Genomic DNA, 15,603 nt, shown 5'->3' on the forward strand with positions numbered 1-15,603 from the left:
GGGGCAACCTCACGACGCATTCCGCCAGGTCCAGCCCGTCCCATGCCGCTTTCGCTCTACGACACCCAGGCCCGCGCCAAGCGGCCCTTCGTCCCCGCCGATCCAGCCCGGGTGACGATGTATGTCTGCGGCCCGACGGTCTACAACTACGCCCACATCGGCAACGCCCGGCCGGTTGTGGTGTTCGACCTGCTGTTCCGCCTCCTCCGCGCGACCTACGGCGAGGCGGCGGTGCTGTACGCCGCCAACGTCACGGACGTGGACGACAAGATCAACCGCAGGGCCGCCGAGGAAGGCGTCGCCATCGACGTGATCACCGAACGCTACCTGGCCGCCTACAACGCCGACATGGCCGAGTTGGGCGCCCTGAGGCCCAGCCTCCAGCCCCGGGCGACGCGGACCATGGACGCCATCATCGCCCTGATCGGCCGGCTGGTCGCGAACGGCTCGGCCTACGCTGCAGAGGGCCATGTCCTGTTCGACACCCAGGCCTGCGGCGACTACGGCGCCCTGTCCGGCCACCCGATGGAGGACATGATCGCCGGCGCCCGGGTGGACGTGGCCCCCTACAAGCGCCATCCGGCGGACTTCGTGCTCTGGAAGCCCTCCAAGCCGGGCGAGCCGGTTTGGGACAGCCCCTTCGGCCCTGGCCGGCCGGGCTGGCACATCGAATGCACGGCCATGATCGAGCAGTCCCTGGGCCTGCCCATCGACATCCACGGCGGCGGCATCGACCTGCTCTTCCCGCACCATGAGAACGAACGGGCGCAGGGCGCCTGCCTCCACGACCACGCCCAGGACAGGGACCGCGCCTACGCCCGGTACTGGGTACACAACGGCTTCCTGAACTTCGGCGAGGAGAAGATGTCGAAGAGCCAGGGGAATGTCGCCCTGGTCAAGGACCTGGTGAAGACCGCGCCCGGAGAGGCCCTGCGCTGGGCCCTCCTGGTCGGCCATTACCGCGCCCCCCTGGAATGGACCGGCGACCTCCTTGCACAGTCGGTCAAGGCCCTGGACAGGCTCTACGGCGCCCTGCGCCGCGCAGCCGGGGTGGACGCGGCCGAGACGGGTCCGGACCCGGCCTTCCTGGCCGCCCTGGAGGATGACCTGAACACGCCGGCCGCCATGGCCGAGCTTTTCGGCCTGGCCACCGCCCTGGAGACGGCGACAGGCCCTGGCCGCGCCGAGGCCAAGGGCCGGCTCTTGGCCTCCGCCCGTCTGATGGGCTTCCTGTTCGGCGACCCCGAGGCCTGGTTCCAGGGCGGGGTGGACGAAGCCCTGAAGACGCGGATCGACGACCTGGTGACCCGTCGTTCGGAGGCCCGGGCGGCCAAGGACTGGGCCGCCGCCGACCAGATCCGAGACGAACTGGCCGCCTTGAATGTCGAGGTCATGGACAGCGCCACGGGCGCGACATGGCGACTGAAGGAGAGAACGTGATGGCGATGCTGACGCCGACCATGTTCGGCATGAGGGGCCGAGGTCCCAAGCCTCCGGGGGGATCACTGCCCCTGAAGGTCGAGCACCGGATCGGCGTGCAGGCTCCGCCGGAAATCCTCTGGGAGCTGCTGAGCAATGTCGACGGCTGGAGCGGCTGGAATCCCCTCTATCCTCAGGCCCAAGGCCAGATCCGGATCGGCGCGCCGCTGGAGTTGACCGAGGCCCTGCCGGGCCGCAGGCCGCGGGAAGCCCGACCCGTCGTTCTGGAATGGGTGCCGCTGGAACAGATTCACTGGCGCGACGCCCGCTCTGACGGCTGGGTGAAGTCCGTTCGGTTCATCGAGGTCGACATCCTCAGCCCCACCGGCTGCATTATCGCCAACGGCGAGATCTTCCAGGGGTTCCTGGCCAAGGCGCATTACAAGGCCCACCGCAGCGCCCACCTGGAAGGGTTCCGCCTCATGAACGAGGCCCTGGCGGCGAACGCCGTGAGACTCTGGGCGGACAGGGGCGGCCCGCCGCCGAAGGACACATGATCGACGATGTCTACTCGGCGAAGGTCCTCGCCCTGGCGGCCAACCTGCCGCACCTGGGTCGGCTCGACGCCCCGGACGGCTCCGCGGAGAAGACCTCGCGCCTCTGCGGCAGCCGGGTGAGGGTCGATGTCGGCCTCGACGCCATGGGCCGGATCAACCGCTTCGCCCAGGACGTGAAGGCCTGCGCCCTTGGCCAGGCTTCGGCCGCCATTCTCGGCGCGGCGATCCTCGGCGCCAGTGAATCGGACCTGGAGTTGGCGACCAGGGCCTTCCGCTCTATGCTGAAGGAAGGCGGATCGCCGCCTGAAGGACGTTTTTCGGATCTCGCCATGCTCGCCCCGGTCAAGGACTATCCCGCCCGGCACGCTTCGACCCTGCTGGCCTTCGAGGCCGCCCTTGAAGCCGTCCGCAAGGCCGGAACGCGAACTAGCCCCGCCGGCGCGGCTTGATCCTGCGGACCCCGCGGGATAGGCACAGGCCTAAGTCGCAAGTCTGCGAGCCGGCATGACCATTTACCAACGTTGCGTCAGGGGCGCCCACCGCGCCTACAAGCTGACGCTTTCGCCCCTGATCGGGCGCCAGTGCCGGTTCCTTCCGACCTGCTCGGATTACGCGGCCGAGGCCCTGATCACGCATGGTCCCTGGAAAGGCGCCGGACTGGCCGCCAGCCGACTGTGCAGATGCAATCCCTGGGGAGGATCGGGTTACGACCCGGTCCCGCCCCGGAGCCCGGATAGCCCCGCCAAGGCGGGCCCCGGGTCTCCGAACCGGACGACCTGAACCATGATCGAACTCATCTTTCCCGACGGCTCGAAAAGGGCCTTCGACGAGGGCGCCAGCGGCCGCGACGTGGCGGCCTCCATCGCCAAGTCCCTGGAAAAGCGCGCCCTGCTGGTGCGCCTGGACGGCGAGTTGCTGGACCTCGACCGCCCCCTGCCCCGCAGCGGGACCTTCGAAATCCTGACCCGCGAGAGCCCGGACGCCCTGGAGGTGATCCGGCACGACGCCAGCCATGTCCTGGCCCAGGCCGTGCAGGAACTCTTCCCCGGGACCCAGGTGACGATCGGCCCGGCCATCGAAGAGGGCTTCTATTACGACTTCGCCCGGGACGAGCCCTTCTCGCTGGATGACCTCTCGGCCATGGAGGCGCGCATGGCCGAGATCGTCGACCGGGACGAAAAGATCGTCCGCGAGGTCTGGGACCGGAATGAGGCCATCGCCCACTTCAGGGAGATCGGCGAGGCCTACAAGGCCGAGATCATATCGGACCTGCCCGAGGACGAGGTCATCACGGTCTATCGGCAGGGAAGCTGGAAGGACCTGTGCCTCGGCCCGCACCTGCCGTCGACGCGGCATGTGGGCAAGGCCTTCAAGCTGACCAAGCTGGCCGGCGCCTACTGGCGCGGCGACCACCGCAACGCCCAGCTCCAGCGCATCTACGGCACGGCCTGGGCGAGCGAGGCGGACCTCGAGGCCTATCTGAAGCGGATCGAGGAGGCCGAGCGCCGCGACCACCGGCGGATCGGCCGGGCCATGGACCTCTTCCACCTGCAGGAAGAGGCGAAGGGGATGATCTTCTGGCACCCCAAGGGCTGGACCCTCTACCGCACGGTGGAGGCCTACATGCGCCGCCGCCTGGAGACCGACGGCTATGTCGAGGTCAAGGCGCCGCAGGTCATGGACCGGGGCCTCTGGGAGAAGTCCGGCCACTGGGAAAAGTTCGGCCAGGCCATGTTCACCTGCGAGACGACGGAAGGCGAGGAGCTGGCCGTCAAGCCCATGAATTGTCCGGGGCACGTCCAGATCTTCAACTTCGGCCAGAAGAGCTATCGCGACCTGCCGCTGCGCATGGCCGAGTTCGGCGCCTGCCACAGGTATGAGCCGTCCGGCGCCCTGCACGGCATCATGCGCCTGCGCGCCTTCACCCAGGACGACGCCCACATCTTCTGCCGCGAGGACCAGATCGAGGCGGAGACGACGAAGTTCGTGAAGCTGCTGAACTCGGTCTATTCCGACTTCGGCCTCGACCTGCACAGCGTCAAGCTGGCCCTGCGGCCCGACATCCGGGCGGGGTCGGACGAGGTCTGGGACATCGCCGAGGCCAAGCTCGACCGGGCCGCCCGCCAGGCGGTGAACATGGAGGTCGAGCCCCTGCCCGGCGAAGGCGCCTTCTATGGCCCGAAGCTGGAGTTCCACCTGCGCGACGCCATTGGCCGGACCTGGCAGTGCGGCACCCTGCAGCTGGACTTCGTCCTGCCCGAGCGCCTCGACGCCGAGTACGTGGCGGAGGACGGCTCCAAGCAGAGGCCCGTCATGCTGCACCGGGCGATCTGCGGCTCGATGGAGCGGTTCCTGGGCGTGGCGATCGAGAACTACGCCGGGGCCTTCCCCCTGTGGCTGGCCCCTACCCAGGCGGTGGTGGCCTCGATCACCTCCGACGCTGACGAGTACGCCCGCGAAGTGGCGGCGGAGATGAAAGCTGCAGGCCTTCGGGTCGAGCTGGACCTGCGGAACGAGAAGATCAACTACAAGGTGCGTGAACACAGCCTCGCCAAGACCCCCGTCATCGCCGCGGTGGGCCGTCGCGAGGCTGAGGGACGCGCGGTGGCGATCCGGCGACTGGGGTCCGAGGGGCAGACCATCCTGCCCCTGGGCGAAGCGGTGTCGGCCCTTGCCGGCGAGGCGATCCCGCCGGATCTGGCCCGTGCTGCGTTGAGGAGCTGATGCCGCAAGGTCCGGGCCAGGATGCTGTGACACGGGCGCCTCCCCACCCTGACGGGGGGGTCTCGGTGATCGTTGTCGTCTACATGACGGGCGACTCCCTTTTCCCGTCGCTCGAAAGCGCCCTGGCCCAACCGGAAGTGACCGAGGTCATCCTGGTGGATAACGGCTCCCTGCCGGAAGACACCGCCCGGCTCGGGGAGCTGGCGCGCCGGAACCCCCGGGTGCGCCTGATCTCCGGCCAGGGGAACATAGGCTTCGCACGCGGCGCCAACCTGGGGGCGAAGGCTGCGAAGGGAGGGCTGCTCGTGTTCCTGAACCCGGACGCCTTCCTGGGTCCTGGGGGAATCACCGCCCTTTCGGAGGCCCTCGCCGGGCGCCCTTCGCCCAGCCTGGCGGGCGCCCGGATCATGAACAGCGACGGCTCGGAGCAGAGGGGCGGTCGTCGGGGCGAGATCACGCCCGTGTCGACCCTGCTCAGCCTGTCGAACCTGACAAGGCTGGCGCCCGCCCTGCGCAGGTTCGAGGTGCACCTGGAGGACGAGCCGCCCCCGGCCGGCGTTGTCGAGGCGCCCACGGTGTCAGGCGCCTGCTTCGCCATGCGGCGCGCTGACTTCGAGGCCCTCGGCGGGTTCGACGAGGGCTATTTCCTGCACGTGGAGGACATCGACCTGTGCTGGCGTGTGCGCCAGGCCGGAGGGCAGGTGGTCTTCCAGCCCGCCGCAAGGGTCGTGCATGTGGGCCACACCAGCCGGGCGCACCCGCTGCGGGTGGAGTTCGCCAAGGGACGCGGACTGGCTCGCTTCTTCCGGAAGCGGGCGAGGTCGCGGATCGAGGCGCTGGCGGTCTGGGGGATCTCGCCCCTCATTGTCGCCGCCGCCGTCATCCGGCCCGTCCTCTGGCGGCTGCGCGACGCCAGGCCTGCACAGCGATCGGAAAACGGCCTCAGGCGGGTCGGGGGAAGAGCCCCGCACGGGTAACCGACGCTGTCGGGGTCTTGCCCAGCAGGGCGCAGATCCACTCCGCCGTCTCCATCAGGGCCGGCAGGTCGTATCCTGTCGCAAACCCTGCGCGCTCGAGCATGTAGACGAGGTCCTCCGTGCCGATGTTGCCGGTGGCGTTCGGCGCGAAGGGACAACCGCCAAGGCCGCCGCAACTGGCGTCGAGCACATCCACGCCGGCCTCTACGCCTGCGAAGGCGTTGGCCAGGCCGGTATTGCGCGTATCGTGGAAATGAAGGCGCAGGCGACGATCGCCGGCCACCCCCCGGCACGCCTCCAACAGCCTGCGGACGGTCCAGGGATCGGCGACGCCGATGGTGTCGGCGAGGGCGATCTCGTCGAGGGGAAGCTGGGCCGCCTCCCGCACCAGGGACACCACCCTCTGTGGCGACACCTCGCCCTCGAAGGGGCAGCCGAAGGCCACGGAGAAGGTCACGGACAGCCTTGGCCCCCCCGTCGCTGCGCGCCGCTCGGCCACGGCGGCGAGGGTGGCCATCTGATCCGAGGTCGGGGCCCCCTGATTCCGGATCCCGAAGGCGTCGGAGGCGCAGACGACCACGTTCGCCTCGTCGCAGCCGGTGGAGACCGCCCTCTCCCATCCTCGCATGTTCAGCACGAGGCCGATCCGGGACTGGCGCGGATCGGCGGGCAGGGCCTCGCAGACCTCCTCGGCCCCGGCCATCTGGGGAACGCGCGCTGGATTGACGAAGGAGACCGTCTCGATGCGCCGGGCGCCGGCGGACTCGAGCCGGCGGATGAATTCGACCCTCTGGGCCGGGGTCAGCGTCGTCTTCTCGTTCTGGAGGCCATCCCTCGGTCCGACCTCGACGATCTGGATGAAACGGCTCACGGGCGGATTTCCCTGGGCGGGGCGTAGACGGTCAGGACGGTATCGTCGCCATTGGAGTAGTTGAGGCCGGCGACCTGGCCGACCTCGCGCGGCGTGATCCCCTCCCGGGCGAGAGCGGCGCGGAAGGCCGGCTGTTCACGGCTCTCGACGACGGCGGCGCGCCCTGAGGCCAACGCCCGGGCGGCGTCCTCGGCGCCCCCCTGGCCCGTGTCGGTCCCGACCAGGAAGACCAGGCTGGGTTCGGCATAGCCGGCCACGGCGACCGGACCGGGCACAACCCCCTGGGCGGGGAGAAGCCGGGCCTCTTCAAGCACGGCGACCGTCCTTTCCGAAAGAAGCAGGGGTTTCAGGCCCGGCGCGAGGAGACCGGTCAGGGCGGCATGTCCGAGGACGCCCAGGGGCAGGGCCCAGAGCAGGGCGCGGACGGCCTGACCCCGGAGGAGGAGGATCGCGCCCGCGCCTCCGGCCAGGAGCAGGAGGACAGCCGTCAGAACAGCGGCGGGGAGGTTCCCGTAGGTCACCGCAAGGTAGATGGCGGCGCCCGCCAGCAAGAGGCCGGCGAGGCCGTGCAGAGCCGCGCCGAGGCGCCGGGGCAGCGGCCGGTCGGCCTCCGTGAGACCGGCGGCGCAAAGCCAGGCGAGAGCCGCGTAGCAGGGCAGCACATAGTGCGGAAGCTTGGTCGGCGTCAGCTCGAACACGATCCAGGCGGGGATCAACCAGGCAAGGGCGAAGCGTACGCCCGGCTCGGCCCTCCGGCGCCATGCGACCCAGGCTGCGGCCGGAAGAAGGAGGGTTCCGGGGAAGGTCAGCAGCGGGGCGGCCAGGGCGTGCATGCCCGGCGGGGCCCCGTGGCTCTCATGGCCTCCCGCCAGCTTGGGGGCGAGATCGCCGCTGATGGCCGTCGACCAGAAGGCGCCGTCGGTCGCGATGGTGACCGCCCAGGCCCAGGGACCGACGATCGCGGCGAAGAGGATCAGGCCCCAGGTCCAGCCGACGGGCCGGACCGTGAGGGGCTTGCGGTCGGCCAGTCGCAGGGTCAGGGCCGCAAGGGCGGCGACCATCAGGGCGATGGGAATCTTCACGAGGGATGCGAGAGCCAGGGCGATCCACATGAGGGGGGCCGTGTGACGGCCGGCCGCGGGCCCGCCCCGCGCCTCGGCGTAGAGGCGCGCGAAGGCGGCCATGGCAAGGACCGTCAGCCCGGCCAGCATTGCGTCGGTCTTGGCGATGAAGGCCTCGGTGGAGAGAAGAAGCCCTCCCCCCAGCAGCAGGCCGGCGAGGAGGGCCCGCGACCGGCTGAAGAACCCTGCAGCGCCCCAGACGCAGGCGGCGGCGGCGAGCATGGCGCCCATCAGGGAGGGGATGCGGTAGAGCCGGATATCCCGCTGGCCGGCGTCACCGAAGGCCGAAACCACCGCAGCCTGCATCCAGTGGATTCCGACCGGCTTCTTGAATCGCGGCTGGTCCTGGAAACGGATGACCACATAGTCGCCCTGCTCGAGCATCTGGGCGGTGGCCTGGGCGAACCGGGCCTCGTCGCGATCGAGGGGCGGCAGGGCCAGAAGCCCGGGAAGCCCAGCGAGGAAGGCGAACAGGGCGGCGAGCGCCGGGCCGCGCCAACCGCCGGGCCGTCGGAAGATGTCGATGGTGTTCGCCAGCCACATGGACGGCTGGTTAGCATGATCCTGCGGCGGCGTCGTTTCCCTTGAGACGCGAAAGATCGTAGAAACGGGTATGGATGCCGCCCTTCAGCCGAACCTGACCGCAGCTCCGCCGCCTCCGGGCGGACCGGAGGTTTCCGTGGTTGTGCCCGTCTTCAACGAGGCCGGGGCGGCCCCGGAGCTAGCGCGGGAGATCGCCGCCGCCTTCCATGGACGCGACATCGAGATCCTGTTCGTCGACGACAGCAGCCGGGACAATACGCGAGCGCAGCTCGCCGCCCTTCAGCCTGACCTTCCCGCCCTCAGGATCCTCGCCCATGCAGCGAACGCCGGGCAGAGTCGCGCCGTCCGCACCGGCGTTCTGGCCGCACGGTCCGACATCATCGTCACCCTGGACGGGGATGGACAGAACGATCCTGCCGATGCGCCCCGGCTTGTGGAGGCGCTGCGGGCCGGCCCGCCGGACCTCGCCCTCGTGGGCGGCGAGCGGGTCCGGCGCCAGGACAGCGCCGCCAAAAAGATCGCATCCCGCATTGGCAACAGCATCCGCCGCCGGCTTCTGAGGGACACGGCCAACGATACCGGCTGCGGACTGAAGGCCTTCCGCCGGGAGGCGTTCCTGCGCCTGCCCTACTTCGACCACATCCACCGCTACCTTCCCGCCCTCATGCAGAGGGAAGGCTATTCGACCCTGTTCCTTCCGGTCGGGCACCGTCCCCGGACCAGCGGAGCCTCCAAGTACACGAATCTCGGCAGGCTCTGGGCCTCAGCCTCTGATCTCGCGGGCGTCATGTGGCTCCAGTCCCGGGCCCGCAACCCCGGACCGGTCACCGAGATCTGAGGTCAGCGGACTCGCCCTCAGGTGAAGGCGGTAAGGATCACGACGACCAAGGCGACTTCGAAGGCGCGGGTGGCGATGCGGGTCATGCAGGGTCTCCGGGGGGAATTCCCGTGCGCTCCCTGCAAGGCCCGAGCCAGACTCTATTCCTTGAAATACATGATGAATTTCATCGGTCTTCGCGTTCGGGCGGGGGCAATTCCGGCCGGGCGGCCGAAACAGCCGGGTCCAGGGTCAGGTCTTGATCCGCGCCTTCCGTCCGGCCTTCTTGCGCCGATCCGCCCCGCCCGACCACTCTGCACTCTCATAGGCCTCACGGGCCGCGTCCAGCACTGGCGCGCCCCCCCGAAGGCCGCGACGGGCGCCCTCCTGGCCGATCAGATGAGCGCTGAGCGCAGCCGCGCCTGCAGCGAGCGGAGCCTCGGAAGGGGGGCGGATGCGCTCCCGTTTTCCCGCGCCGGCGGTCGGCGCAGGAAGCTCGACCTGGGCTTCCTCAGGGGTCGAGGGGGCCGGTCGGGACCTCCTTGTCCGCCGGATCGGCTCGATCGGCTTCGTCATCGTCCGGCGGCAAGCCTTTCGATCTGGGCGGCCATCTCCTCCATGCGACGCTTCAGGTCCGCAATGTCGGTCTCGGAGGCGCCCTCCGCGTCGTGGCCGGCCGCCGGGGCGGACCCCCTGTCTGCCGGAGCCGCGGGCGTCGACACAGGCTGAGGCGCGGCGGCGGGAGCGCCGGCGGCGCCCTCCGGGCGGCCATAGGCGAAGGGCGAAAACATCTGCATGGCCTGGCTGAACAGGGCCATGTTCTTCTTCACCTGTTCCTCGTAGGCGGCCAGCCCTGCGGGCTGGCCTACTCCGGTCAGCTGGTGGCGAAGGCGTTCCTGCTGCTCGGCGAAGGACGCGAGGGACATCTCCAGATAGGAGGGCAGGAAGGCCTGCATGGAGTTGCCATAGAAGCCGATGAGCTGGCGGAGGAACTGGATCGGCAGGAGGCTCTCGGACCGGCTCTCTTCGTCGAAGATGATCTGGGCGAGAACCGAACGGGTGATGTCGTCATTGGTCTTGGCGTCATACACCACGAAGTCGACACCCTTACGGACCATGTCCGCCAGGTGCTCAAGTGTGACGTAGGTGCTGGAAGACGTGTTGTAGAGGCGGCGGTTGGCGTACTTCTTGATGACTACCGGGCCGTCGCCCGCCTTGGCGCCCTTCGAGTCGGCCATTCCGGTTCCTTCCAGCGCGATTCCTCGCATGCTCGCGCAGTATTGCATTGCAGTATTGCCGATGCGAGCGTCTTCTGAAAGGTGATGGAAGCGGCCGGCGTGAATGGCTGGCCATACCCAGAAGGAGCCCACCGCCATGACCGACGTTGTCATCGTCTCGGCCGCCAGAACCCCGGTGGGTTCGTTCAACGGCGCCCTTTCCGGCCTTCCCGCCCATGACCTGGGCCGGATCGCCATCTCCGGCGCCCTGGAGCGTGCGGGGGTGGCTGCAGCTGATGTCAGTGAGGTGATCCTGGGGCAGGTTCTGCAGGCGGGCGCTGGCCAGGGCCCCGCCAGGCAGGCAGCAATTGGCGCCGGTATTCCCGTCGAGGCGCCGGCCTGGAGCCTGAACCAGCTTTGCGGCTCGGGCCTTCGGGCCATCGCCCTCGGCGCTCAGCAGATCACCGACGGCGCCGCACGGGTGGTGGTGGCGGGGGGCCAGGAAAGCATGAGCCAGGCCCCCCACGCCCAACAGCTGCGTGGCGGCCAGAAGATGGGCGACCTGGCCCTGGTGGACACCATGATCAAGGACGGCCTGTGGGACGCCTTCCATGGCTATCACATGGGTCAGACCGCAGAGAACATCGCCGCCCGCTGGCAGATCACCCGGGAGGACCAGGATCGGTTCGCCGTGACCTCGCAGAACCGCGCGGAGGCCGCCCAGAAGGCTGGTCGCTTCGCCGCCGAGATCGTTCCGGTAACGATCAAGGGCCGCAAGGGCGACACGGTGGTCGACCAGGACGAATTCATTCGCCATGGCGTCACCCTGGAAGGGATTTCCGGCCTGCGTCCTGCATTCAACAAGGATGGATCCGTCACTGCGGCCAACGCCTCGGGGATCAACGATGGGGCGGCGGCCCTGGTGCTGATGTCGGCGGCGGAAGCCAAGGCCCGCGGCCTGACGCCACTGGCTCGGATCGCCTCCTGGGCGCAGGCCGGGGTCGAACCCGAAGTCATGGGCACGGGCCCCATCCCCGCCACCCGGAAGGCCCTGGAGCGCGCCGGCTGGAGCGTCGCGGACCTGGACAGGGTGGAGTCCAACGAGGCCTTCGCCGCCCAGGCCCTGTGCGTCGTGCGCGAGCTGGGCCTGGACCCCGACAAGGTCAATGTGAACGGCGGGGCCATCGCCATCGGCCATCCGATTGGCGCCTCGGGAGCCCGCATCCTGACCACCCTGCTGCATGAGATGAAGCGGTCAGGCTCGGCCCGCGGCCTGGCGACCCTTTGCGTGGGCGGCGGCATGGGCGTCGCCCTCTGCGTCGAACAGGTCTGACGCGGGTTCAGAATATCCAATCCAGGAGGAGGCGGCGATGGCGAGAGTGGCGTTCGTGACCGGAGGCACCCGCGGCATCGGCCGTGCGATCTGCGAGCGGCTCAAGGCCGACGGCATGAAGGTGGCGGCGGGCTATTCGGGCAATGAGGAGGCCGCCCAGGCCTGCGCCCGCGAACTCGGCGTCATGGTCGTGAAGGGCAATGTGGGTTCCTTCGAGGACTGCGACCGGGCCGTGCGGGCGGTGGAGGCCGAACTCGGGCCCGTGGACATACTCGTGAATAACGCCGGCATCACCCGCGACGGAGTCTTCCACAAGATGTCTCCGGCCCAGTGGTCGGACGTCATCCGGGTGAACATGGACTCCGTCTTCAACATGACGCGCCAGGTCATCGAGGGCATGCGCGAGCGCGAGTGGGGCCGGATCGTCAACATCAGCTCGATCAACGGCCAGAAGGGCCAGATGGGTCAGACCAACTACGCCGCCGCCAAGGCCGGCATGATCGGCTTCACCAAGGCCCTGGCCCTGGAGAACGCCCGAAAGGGCGTGACGGTCAACTGCATCTGCCCGGGCTATATCGACACCGAGATGGTGCAGGCGGTGCCGGAGAGCGTCCTTGCCTCCATCATCGCCCAGATCCCGGTGGGGCGCCTTGGTCGCGGCGAGGAGATCGCGGACATGGTGGCCTTCCTGGCGGGCGAGCACGCCGGCTTCGTCACCGGATCCACCCTGTCGCTCAACGGCGGCCAGTACATGGCGGGATAACGCTCAGGTCCAAAATCCGCCCCAGTCGGCATGTAACCTCCATCCTTGATGTCTTCCCGCAGACCTCCTGAACTCCTGCGCCGAAGCGGCCTTGGCCTTCTCTTCGCCGGGCTGGCGGCGGGCGCCGTCCTGACCGGACCGCCTGCGGCCTGGGCGCAGGCGTCGAGGATGGCGGGCGGCGCACTCTTCGGTCCGCCCACGGGTCAGGCCGGGCCGGCGTGGGGCCCGCCGGTGGCGAGGTACGCCTCGGAAACCGGCGTCCGGTTCACCTTCGACCGCAGCCAGGGGCTGCCCCTGGTCAAGTTCGACCGCAGCCCGGAGGTCTGGGTCCTGAAGCCGCAGCCGGCGCCCCGTGGCGACGTCCTCTACCTGAACGACCTGGGGGAGCCGATCCTGAGGGCCAGCCGGACGGGCGGCCTGACCGTGTTCACCAGCGAGCGACCGGAGGGCCTGGCCGTCGCCCTGTCCGGCGGGGGCCAGACCCTGCGGATGACCGCCCTTGGCCCGCAGCAACTCCTGGAGCGACTGGCCCTGGCCAGCACCCGGGCCACCCGGGCTGCGCGGCGGCTGATTCCCTTCGAGGCGGACGCCTCACCCTCCTCCTCAGCACTGACGGCCGACGCCGCCATGGTCGCCGCCGAGGCCATCATCCGCATGACCCGCCTGCCGGACGGGAGACTCGTCCTGGGTGGCGTGGAACGGGTGCGCCTGATCGAAGGCCGGCAGGCGCGGGCTGACTTGCGCGAGGGCGTCATCGAAATCACCGTCGCCCCCGGCCAGGGATTGTCCGGGCGGCCCTCCTCGGACCGGATCCTGGCCGCAGCCGGACTCCGTTAACCCCGGAAGACATCCTTCTCGGCGCGAAGGGCGGCGAAGGCCTCATGTGGCGGCAAGCCCGGGCGAAGCTGCGGCGCGCGGAGGAAAGGGTTGGTGGCCTTCTCTTCCCCCAGGAGACTGGGCACGGTCGGCTCGCCGCGTTCGCGGGCGGCGAAGACCGCCTCGGCTCGGGCCTTCACCGCAGGGTCCGTGTCGACGGCGAGGGCGAAGCGGGCGTTGGAGGCGGTGTACTCATGCGCACAGTAAATCCGCGTGTCGTCAGGCAGGGCGGCCAGACGCTGCAGGCTGGACCACATCTGGGCGGGTGAACCTTCGAACATCCGGCCGCAGCCCAGGGCGAAGAGGGTGTCGCCGACGAAGGCGGCCCCTGCGGAGGGGACGAAGTAGGCGATGTGCCCCAGGGTGTGGCCCCCGGACTCCAGGACCTCGAATGCCGTCTCGCCCAGCTGGACCGTCTCGCCCGGTGAGAGCACCCTGTCGACCGGGAAGCGCCCGGAGACCTCGGCCGGACCGAGGAGATCGCATCCGGTCGCAGCCTTCACTTCGGCATTCCCGCCGGCATGGTCGGCATGCCAGTGGGTGTTCAGAACCAGATCCAGCTTCCAACCCAGACGCGCCAGTTCGGCCAGGATGGCGGCGGAGTCCGGGGTGTCGATGCAGGCGGTGCGGCCTGTCGCATCGTCACGCACAAGATAGCCATAGTTGTCAGAAAGGCAGGGAAACTGGTGAACGGTCAGGGTCATGGCTTGCTTCCTCGGGCCGGCCCCGAACCACCGGGGCTCGCCGTCGGCCGCGACTAGGCCTAAATCCACGTCATGCGGCAAGACATCTCTGATCTGGCGGCCTTCTACGCCTCGCCCCTGGGAGAGGCCGCCCGGGACATGACCGCCCGTCAGGTGCTTCAGCCCTGGGGCGATTGCCGTGGCCTGGAGGTGCTGGGAGCAGGGTACGCCACTCCGGTCCTCGACGCACTCTCGGACCGGGTTGCGCGGTCTCTCGCCATGATGCCGGCTGGGCAAGGGGCCGAGGCCTGGCCGCACATTCAACGGAGCCGGACGACCATGGCGGCGGAGGACGCCCTGCCCTTTCCCAACGCCCGCTTCGACCGGATCCTTCTTGTCCACGCCCTCGAGGAGAGCCCCGACCCCGGAGCCCTGCTTCGGGAGCTGACCCGGGTTCTGGCGCCCGCGGGCCGGCTGATCGCCGTGACAGCCGCACGGAACGGATCCTGGGCGCCGTTCGAGTCGACTCCCTTCGGACACGGACGACCGTTCAGTCGCCGGCAGCTGGCGCGCCGGCTTCGCGACGCGGGACTGGAGCCCACAGGCTGGACCCGGGCCCTCTATGTTCCGCCCGTCGCCTTGCTGGCCGGTTGGGCGGAGGGGTTGGAGCGGCTGGGATCGCGACTCTGGCCACCCGTTTCCGGTCTCATCCTGATGGAGGCCGTGAAGCAGACACTGACCCTGCAACCTCTCCACTCCCAGGCCTTGCTCCGCCGTCCGGACCGGCGACGCGCGCCTGTCGGCGCACGCCCCCAGCCCATCGGCCGGGATCCGCCGGGGGCTTGAACCCTTCCGGCCGGTTCTCCACCCTTGCCGCATTGAACAGAGGAGACGTCATGGACCGAAAGCTCGCCCTGGTGACCGGCGCCTCCGCAGGGATCGGCGCGGCCCTCGCCCGGACGCTCGCCGCCCGGGGTTATGATCTGGCCCTCACCGCCCGGCGGAGTGAGAGGCTTGAAGCCCTGGCGGAGGAGGCGCGGCTGCGTTTCGGGGTGGAGGCCCTGGTCCTTCCGGAGGATCTCTCGGATCCGGCCGCGCCGGCGCGGCTCCTCGCCGCCGTGGAGGCGGCCGGCCGGGACGTCGACGCCCTCGTCAACAATGCGGGCTATGGCCTGCCCGGGGTCTACGCCGAGACCGGCTGGCAGGAGCAGAGCGACTTTCTGCAGGTCCTGCTGCACGCCCCGACTGAGCTCACCCACCGGGTCCTGCCCGGAATGGCTGAAAGGCGGTTCGGCCGGATCCTGAACGTGGCCTCCCTGGCGGGGCTTCTGCCGGGCGCCCGGGGCCACACTCTCTATGCGGCGACAAAGGCTTACCTGGTGCGCTTCTCCCAGAGCCTGCACCTGGAGACCCGTGGGCTGGGAGTCCACGTCAGCGCGCTTTGCCCGGGATTCACATGGTCGGAGTTCCACGACGTGAACGGCACCCGGGATCTCACCCGGCGAAGCACGCCGGACTGGCTCTGGATGGGCGCCGACGAGGTCTCCGAGGCCGGGGTCGAGGCCCTGGAGGCCAACCGCCCCGTCTGCGTTCCGGGCGCACCGAACAAGATGATCGCCGCCCTGGGCCGCCTGATCCCGGAGCAATGGGCCCTGGCGCTGATGGACTCCCAGAGCGCGCGCTTCAGGCGACCCTGAGCCCG

The 15,603-nt window shown here is 69.5% G+C and carries 17 protein-coding genes; 12 read left to right on the forward strand and 5 right to left on the reverse strand.

Annotation, left to right across the window (positions count from 1 at the left end; translation table 11 throughout):
- Window positions 1-42: 42 nt before the first annotated feature.
- The 6 genes from cysS to INE98_RS00965 are packed head-to-tail and all read left to right on the forward strand — an operon-like array spanning window position 43 to window position 5,677.
- Complete coding sequence (cysS, locus tag INE98_RS00940) at window positions 43-1,440, forward strand: cysteine--tRNA ligase (RefSeq protein WP_293535873.1); 1,398 nt, start codon at window positions 43-45, stop codon at window positions 1,438-1,440.
- Window positions 1,440-1,976 (forward strand): SRPBCC domain-containing protein, encoded by a 537-nt coding sequence (locus tag INE98_RS00945; protein ID WP_293535875.1) that lies wholly within the window; start codon window positions 1,440-1,442, stop codon window positions 1,974-1,976. The genes cysS and INE98_RS00945 overlap by 1 nt, the downstream gene beginning before the upstream one ends.
- A complete protein-coding gene (locus INE98_RS00950; protein ID WP_293535877.1) occupies window positions 1,973-2,425 on the forward strand; it encodes an iron-sulfur cluster assembly scaffold protein in 453 nt (150 codons plus the stop codon). Before INE98_RS00945 ends, INE98_RS00950 begins: the two co-directional genes overlap by 4 nt.
- Before the next feature lie 55 nt (window positions 2,426-2,480).
- Entirely contained in the window at window positions 2,481-2,756 is a 276-nt protein-coding gene (gene yidD / locus INE98_RS00955) for a membrane protein insertion efficiency factor YidD (RefSeq protein ID WP_293535879.1), read from the forward strand.
- Window positions 2,757-2,759: 3 nt separating this feature from the next.
- Complete coding sequence (gene thrS / locus INE98_RS00960) at window positions 2,760-4,700, forward strand: threonine--tRNA ligase (protein ID WP_293535881.1); 1,941 nt, start codon at window positions 2,760-2,762, stop codon at window positions 4,698-4,700.
- Window positions 4,700-5,677, forward strand: a complete 978-nt coding sequence (locus INE98_RS00965) for a glycosyltransferase family 2 protein (RefSeq protein ID WP_293535883.1) — start codon at window positions 4,700-4,702, stop codon at window positions 5,675-5,677. The genes thrS and INE98_RS00965 overlap by 1 nt, the downstream gene beginning before the upstream one ends.
- Here INE98_RS00965 and INE98_RS00970 read toward each other — a convergent pair.
- Together INE98_RS00970 and INE98_RS00975 are read right to left on the reverse strand one after the other, a co-directional pair.
- Complete coding sequence (locus INE98_RS00970; RefSeq protein ID WP_293535885.1) at window positions 5,643-6,548, reverse strand: hydroxymethylglutaryl-CoA lyase; 906 nt, start codon at window positions 6,546-6,548, stop codon at window positions 5,643-5,645. The two genes, INE98_RS00965 and INE98_RS00970, sit on opposite strands and share 35 nt — an antisense overlap.
- Entirely contained in the window at window positions 6,545-8,212 is a 1,668-nt protein-coding gene (locus INE98_RS00975; RefSeq protein WP_293535887.1) for a glycosyltransferase family 39 protein, read from the reverse strand. The genes INE98_RS00970 and INE98_RS00975 overlap by 4 nt, the downstream gene beginning before the upstream one ends.
- Before the next feature lie 70 nt (window positions 8,213-8,282).
- On the opposite strand from INE98_RS00975, the gene INE98_RS00980 reads away from it, so the two are divergent.
- Window positions 8,283-9,050, forward strand: coding sequence for a glycosyltransferase family 2 protein (locus tag INE98_RS00980; protein WP_293535889.1), 768 nt, complete (start codon window positions 8,283-8,285; stop codon window positions 9,048-9,050).
- A gap of 231 nt (window positions 9,051-9,281) precedes the next feature.
- Here the strand turns inward: INE98_RS00980 and INE98_RS00985 are convergent, their stop codons facing one another.
- Together INE98_RS00985 and phaR are read right to left on the reverse strand one after the other, a co-directional pair.
- Window positions 9,282-9,605, reverse strand: coding sequence for a hypothetical protein (locus INE98_RS00985; RefSeq protein WP_293535891.1), 324 nt, complete (start codon window positions 9,603-9,605; stop codon window positions 9,282-9,284).
- A complete protein-coding gene (gene phaR, locus INE98_RS00990) occupies window positions 9,602-10,267 on the reverse strand; it encodes a polyhydroxyalkanoate synthesis repressor PhaR (protein ID WP_293535893.1) in 666 nt (221 codons plus the stop codon). Before phaR ends, INE98_RS00985 begins: the two co-directional genes overlap by 4 nt.
- A 136-nt stretch (window positions 10,268-10,403) precedes the next feature.
- Between phaR and INE98_RS00995 the strand changes: the two genes are divergently transcribed.
- Genes INE98_RS00995 through INE98_RS01005 form a run of 3 tightly spaced genes read left to right on the forward strand, consistent with a single transcriptional unit; the run spans window position 10,404 to window position 13,179 of the window.
- The gene (locus tag INE98_RS00995) at window positions 10,404-11,579 is read left to right on the forward strand and encodes an acetyl-CoA C-acetyltransferase (protein ID WP_293535895.1); all 1,176 of its coding nucleotides are present in this window, start codon (window positions 10,404-10,406) and stop codon (window positions 11,577-11,579) included.
- A gap of 37 nt (window positions 11,580-11,616) precedes the next feature.
- A complete protein-coding gene (locus INE98_RS01000; protein WP_293535897.1) occupies window positions 11,617-12,342 on the forward strand; it encodes a beta-ketoacyl-ACP reductase in 726 nt (241 codons plus the stop codon).
- A gap of 48 nt (window positions 12,343-12,390) precedes the next feature.
- Entirely contained in the window at window positions 12,391-13,179 is a 789-nt protein-coding gene (locus INE98_RS01005) for a DUF4908 domain-containing protein (protein WP_293535899.1), read from the forward strand.
- On the opposite strand, the gene gloB is transcribed toward INE98_RS01005, so the two are convergent.
- On the reverse strand, window positions 13,176-13,922 hold the full coding sequence (gene gloB, locus INE98_RS01010) for a hydroxyacylglutathione hydrolase (protein WP_293535901.1): 747 nt from the start codon (window positions 13,920-13,922) through the stop codon (window positions 13,176-13,178). The genes INE98_RS01005 and gloB overlap by 4 nt on opposite strands.
- Before the next feature lie 72 nt (window positions 13,923-13,994).
- Here gloB and INE98_RS01015 point away from each other — a divergent pair, with 72 nt between their 5' ends.
- Window positions 13,995-14,747 (forward strand): methyltransferase domain-containing protein, encoded by a 753-nt coding sequence (locus INE98_RS01015; protein WP_293535903.1) that lies wholly within the window; start codon window positions 13,995-13,997, stop codon window positions 14,745-14,747.
- A 50-nt stretch (window positions 14,748-14,797) separates the two neighbouring features.
- Window positions 14,798-15,598, forward strand: a complete 801-nt coding sequence (locus INE98_RS01020; protein ID WP_293535905.1) for an SDR family oxidoreductase — start codon at window positions 14,798-14,800, stop codon at window positions 15,596-15,598.
- Window positions 15,599-15,603: the final 5 nt, after the last annotated feature.

The organism is Phenylobacterium sp. (assembly GCF_020253645.1).
In the GTDB taxonomy this organism is placed as follows: domain Bacteria; phylum Pseudomonadota; class Alphaproteobacteria; order Caulobacterales; family Caulobacteraceae; genus Phenylobacterium.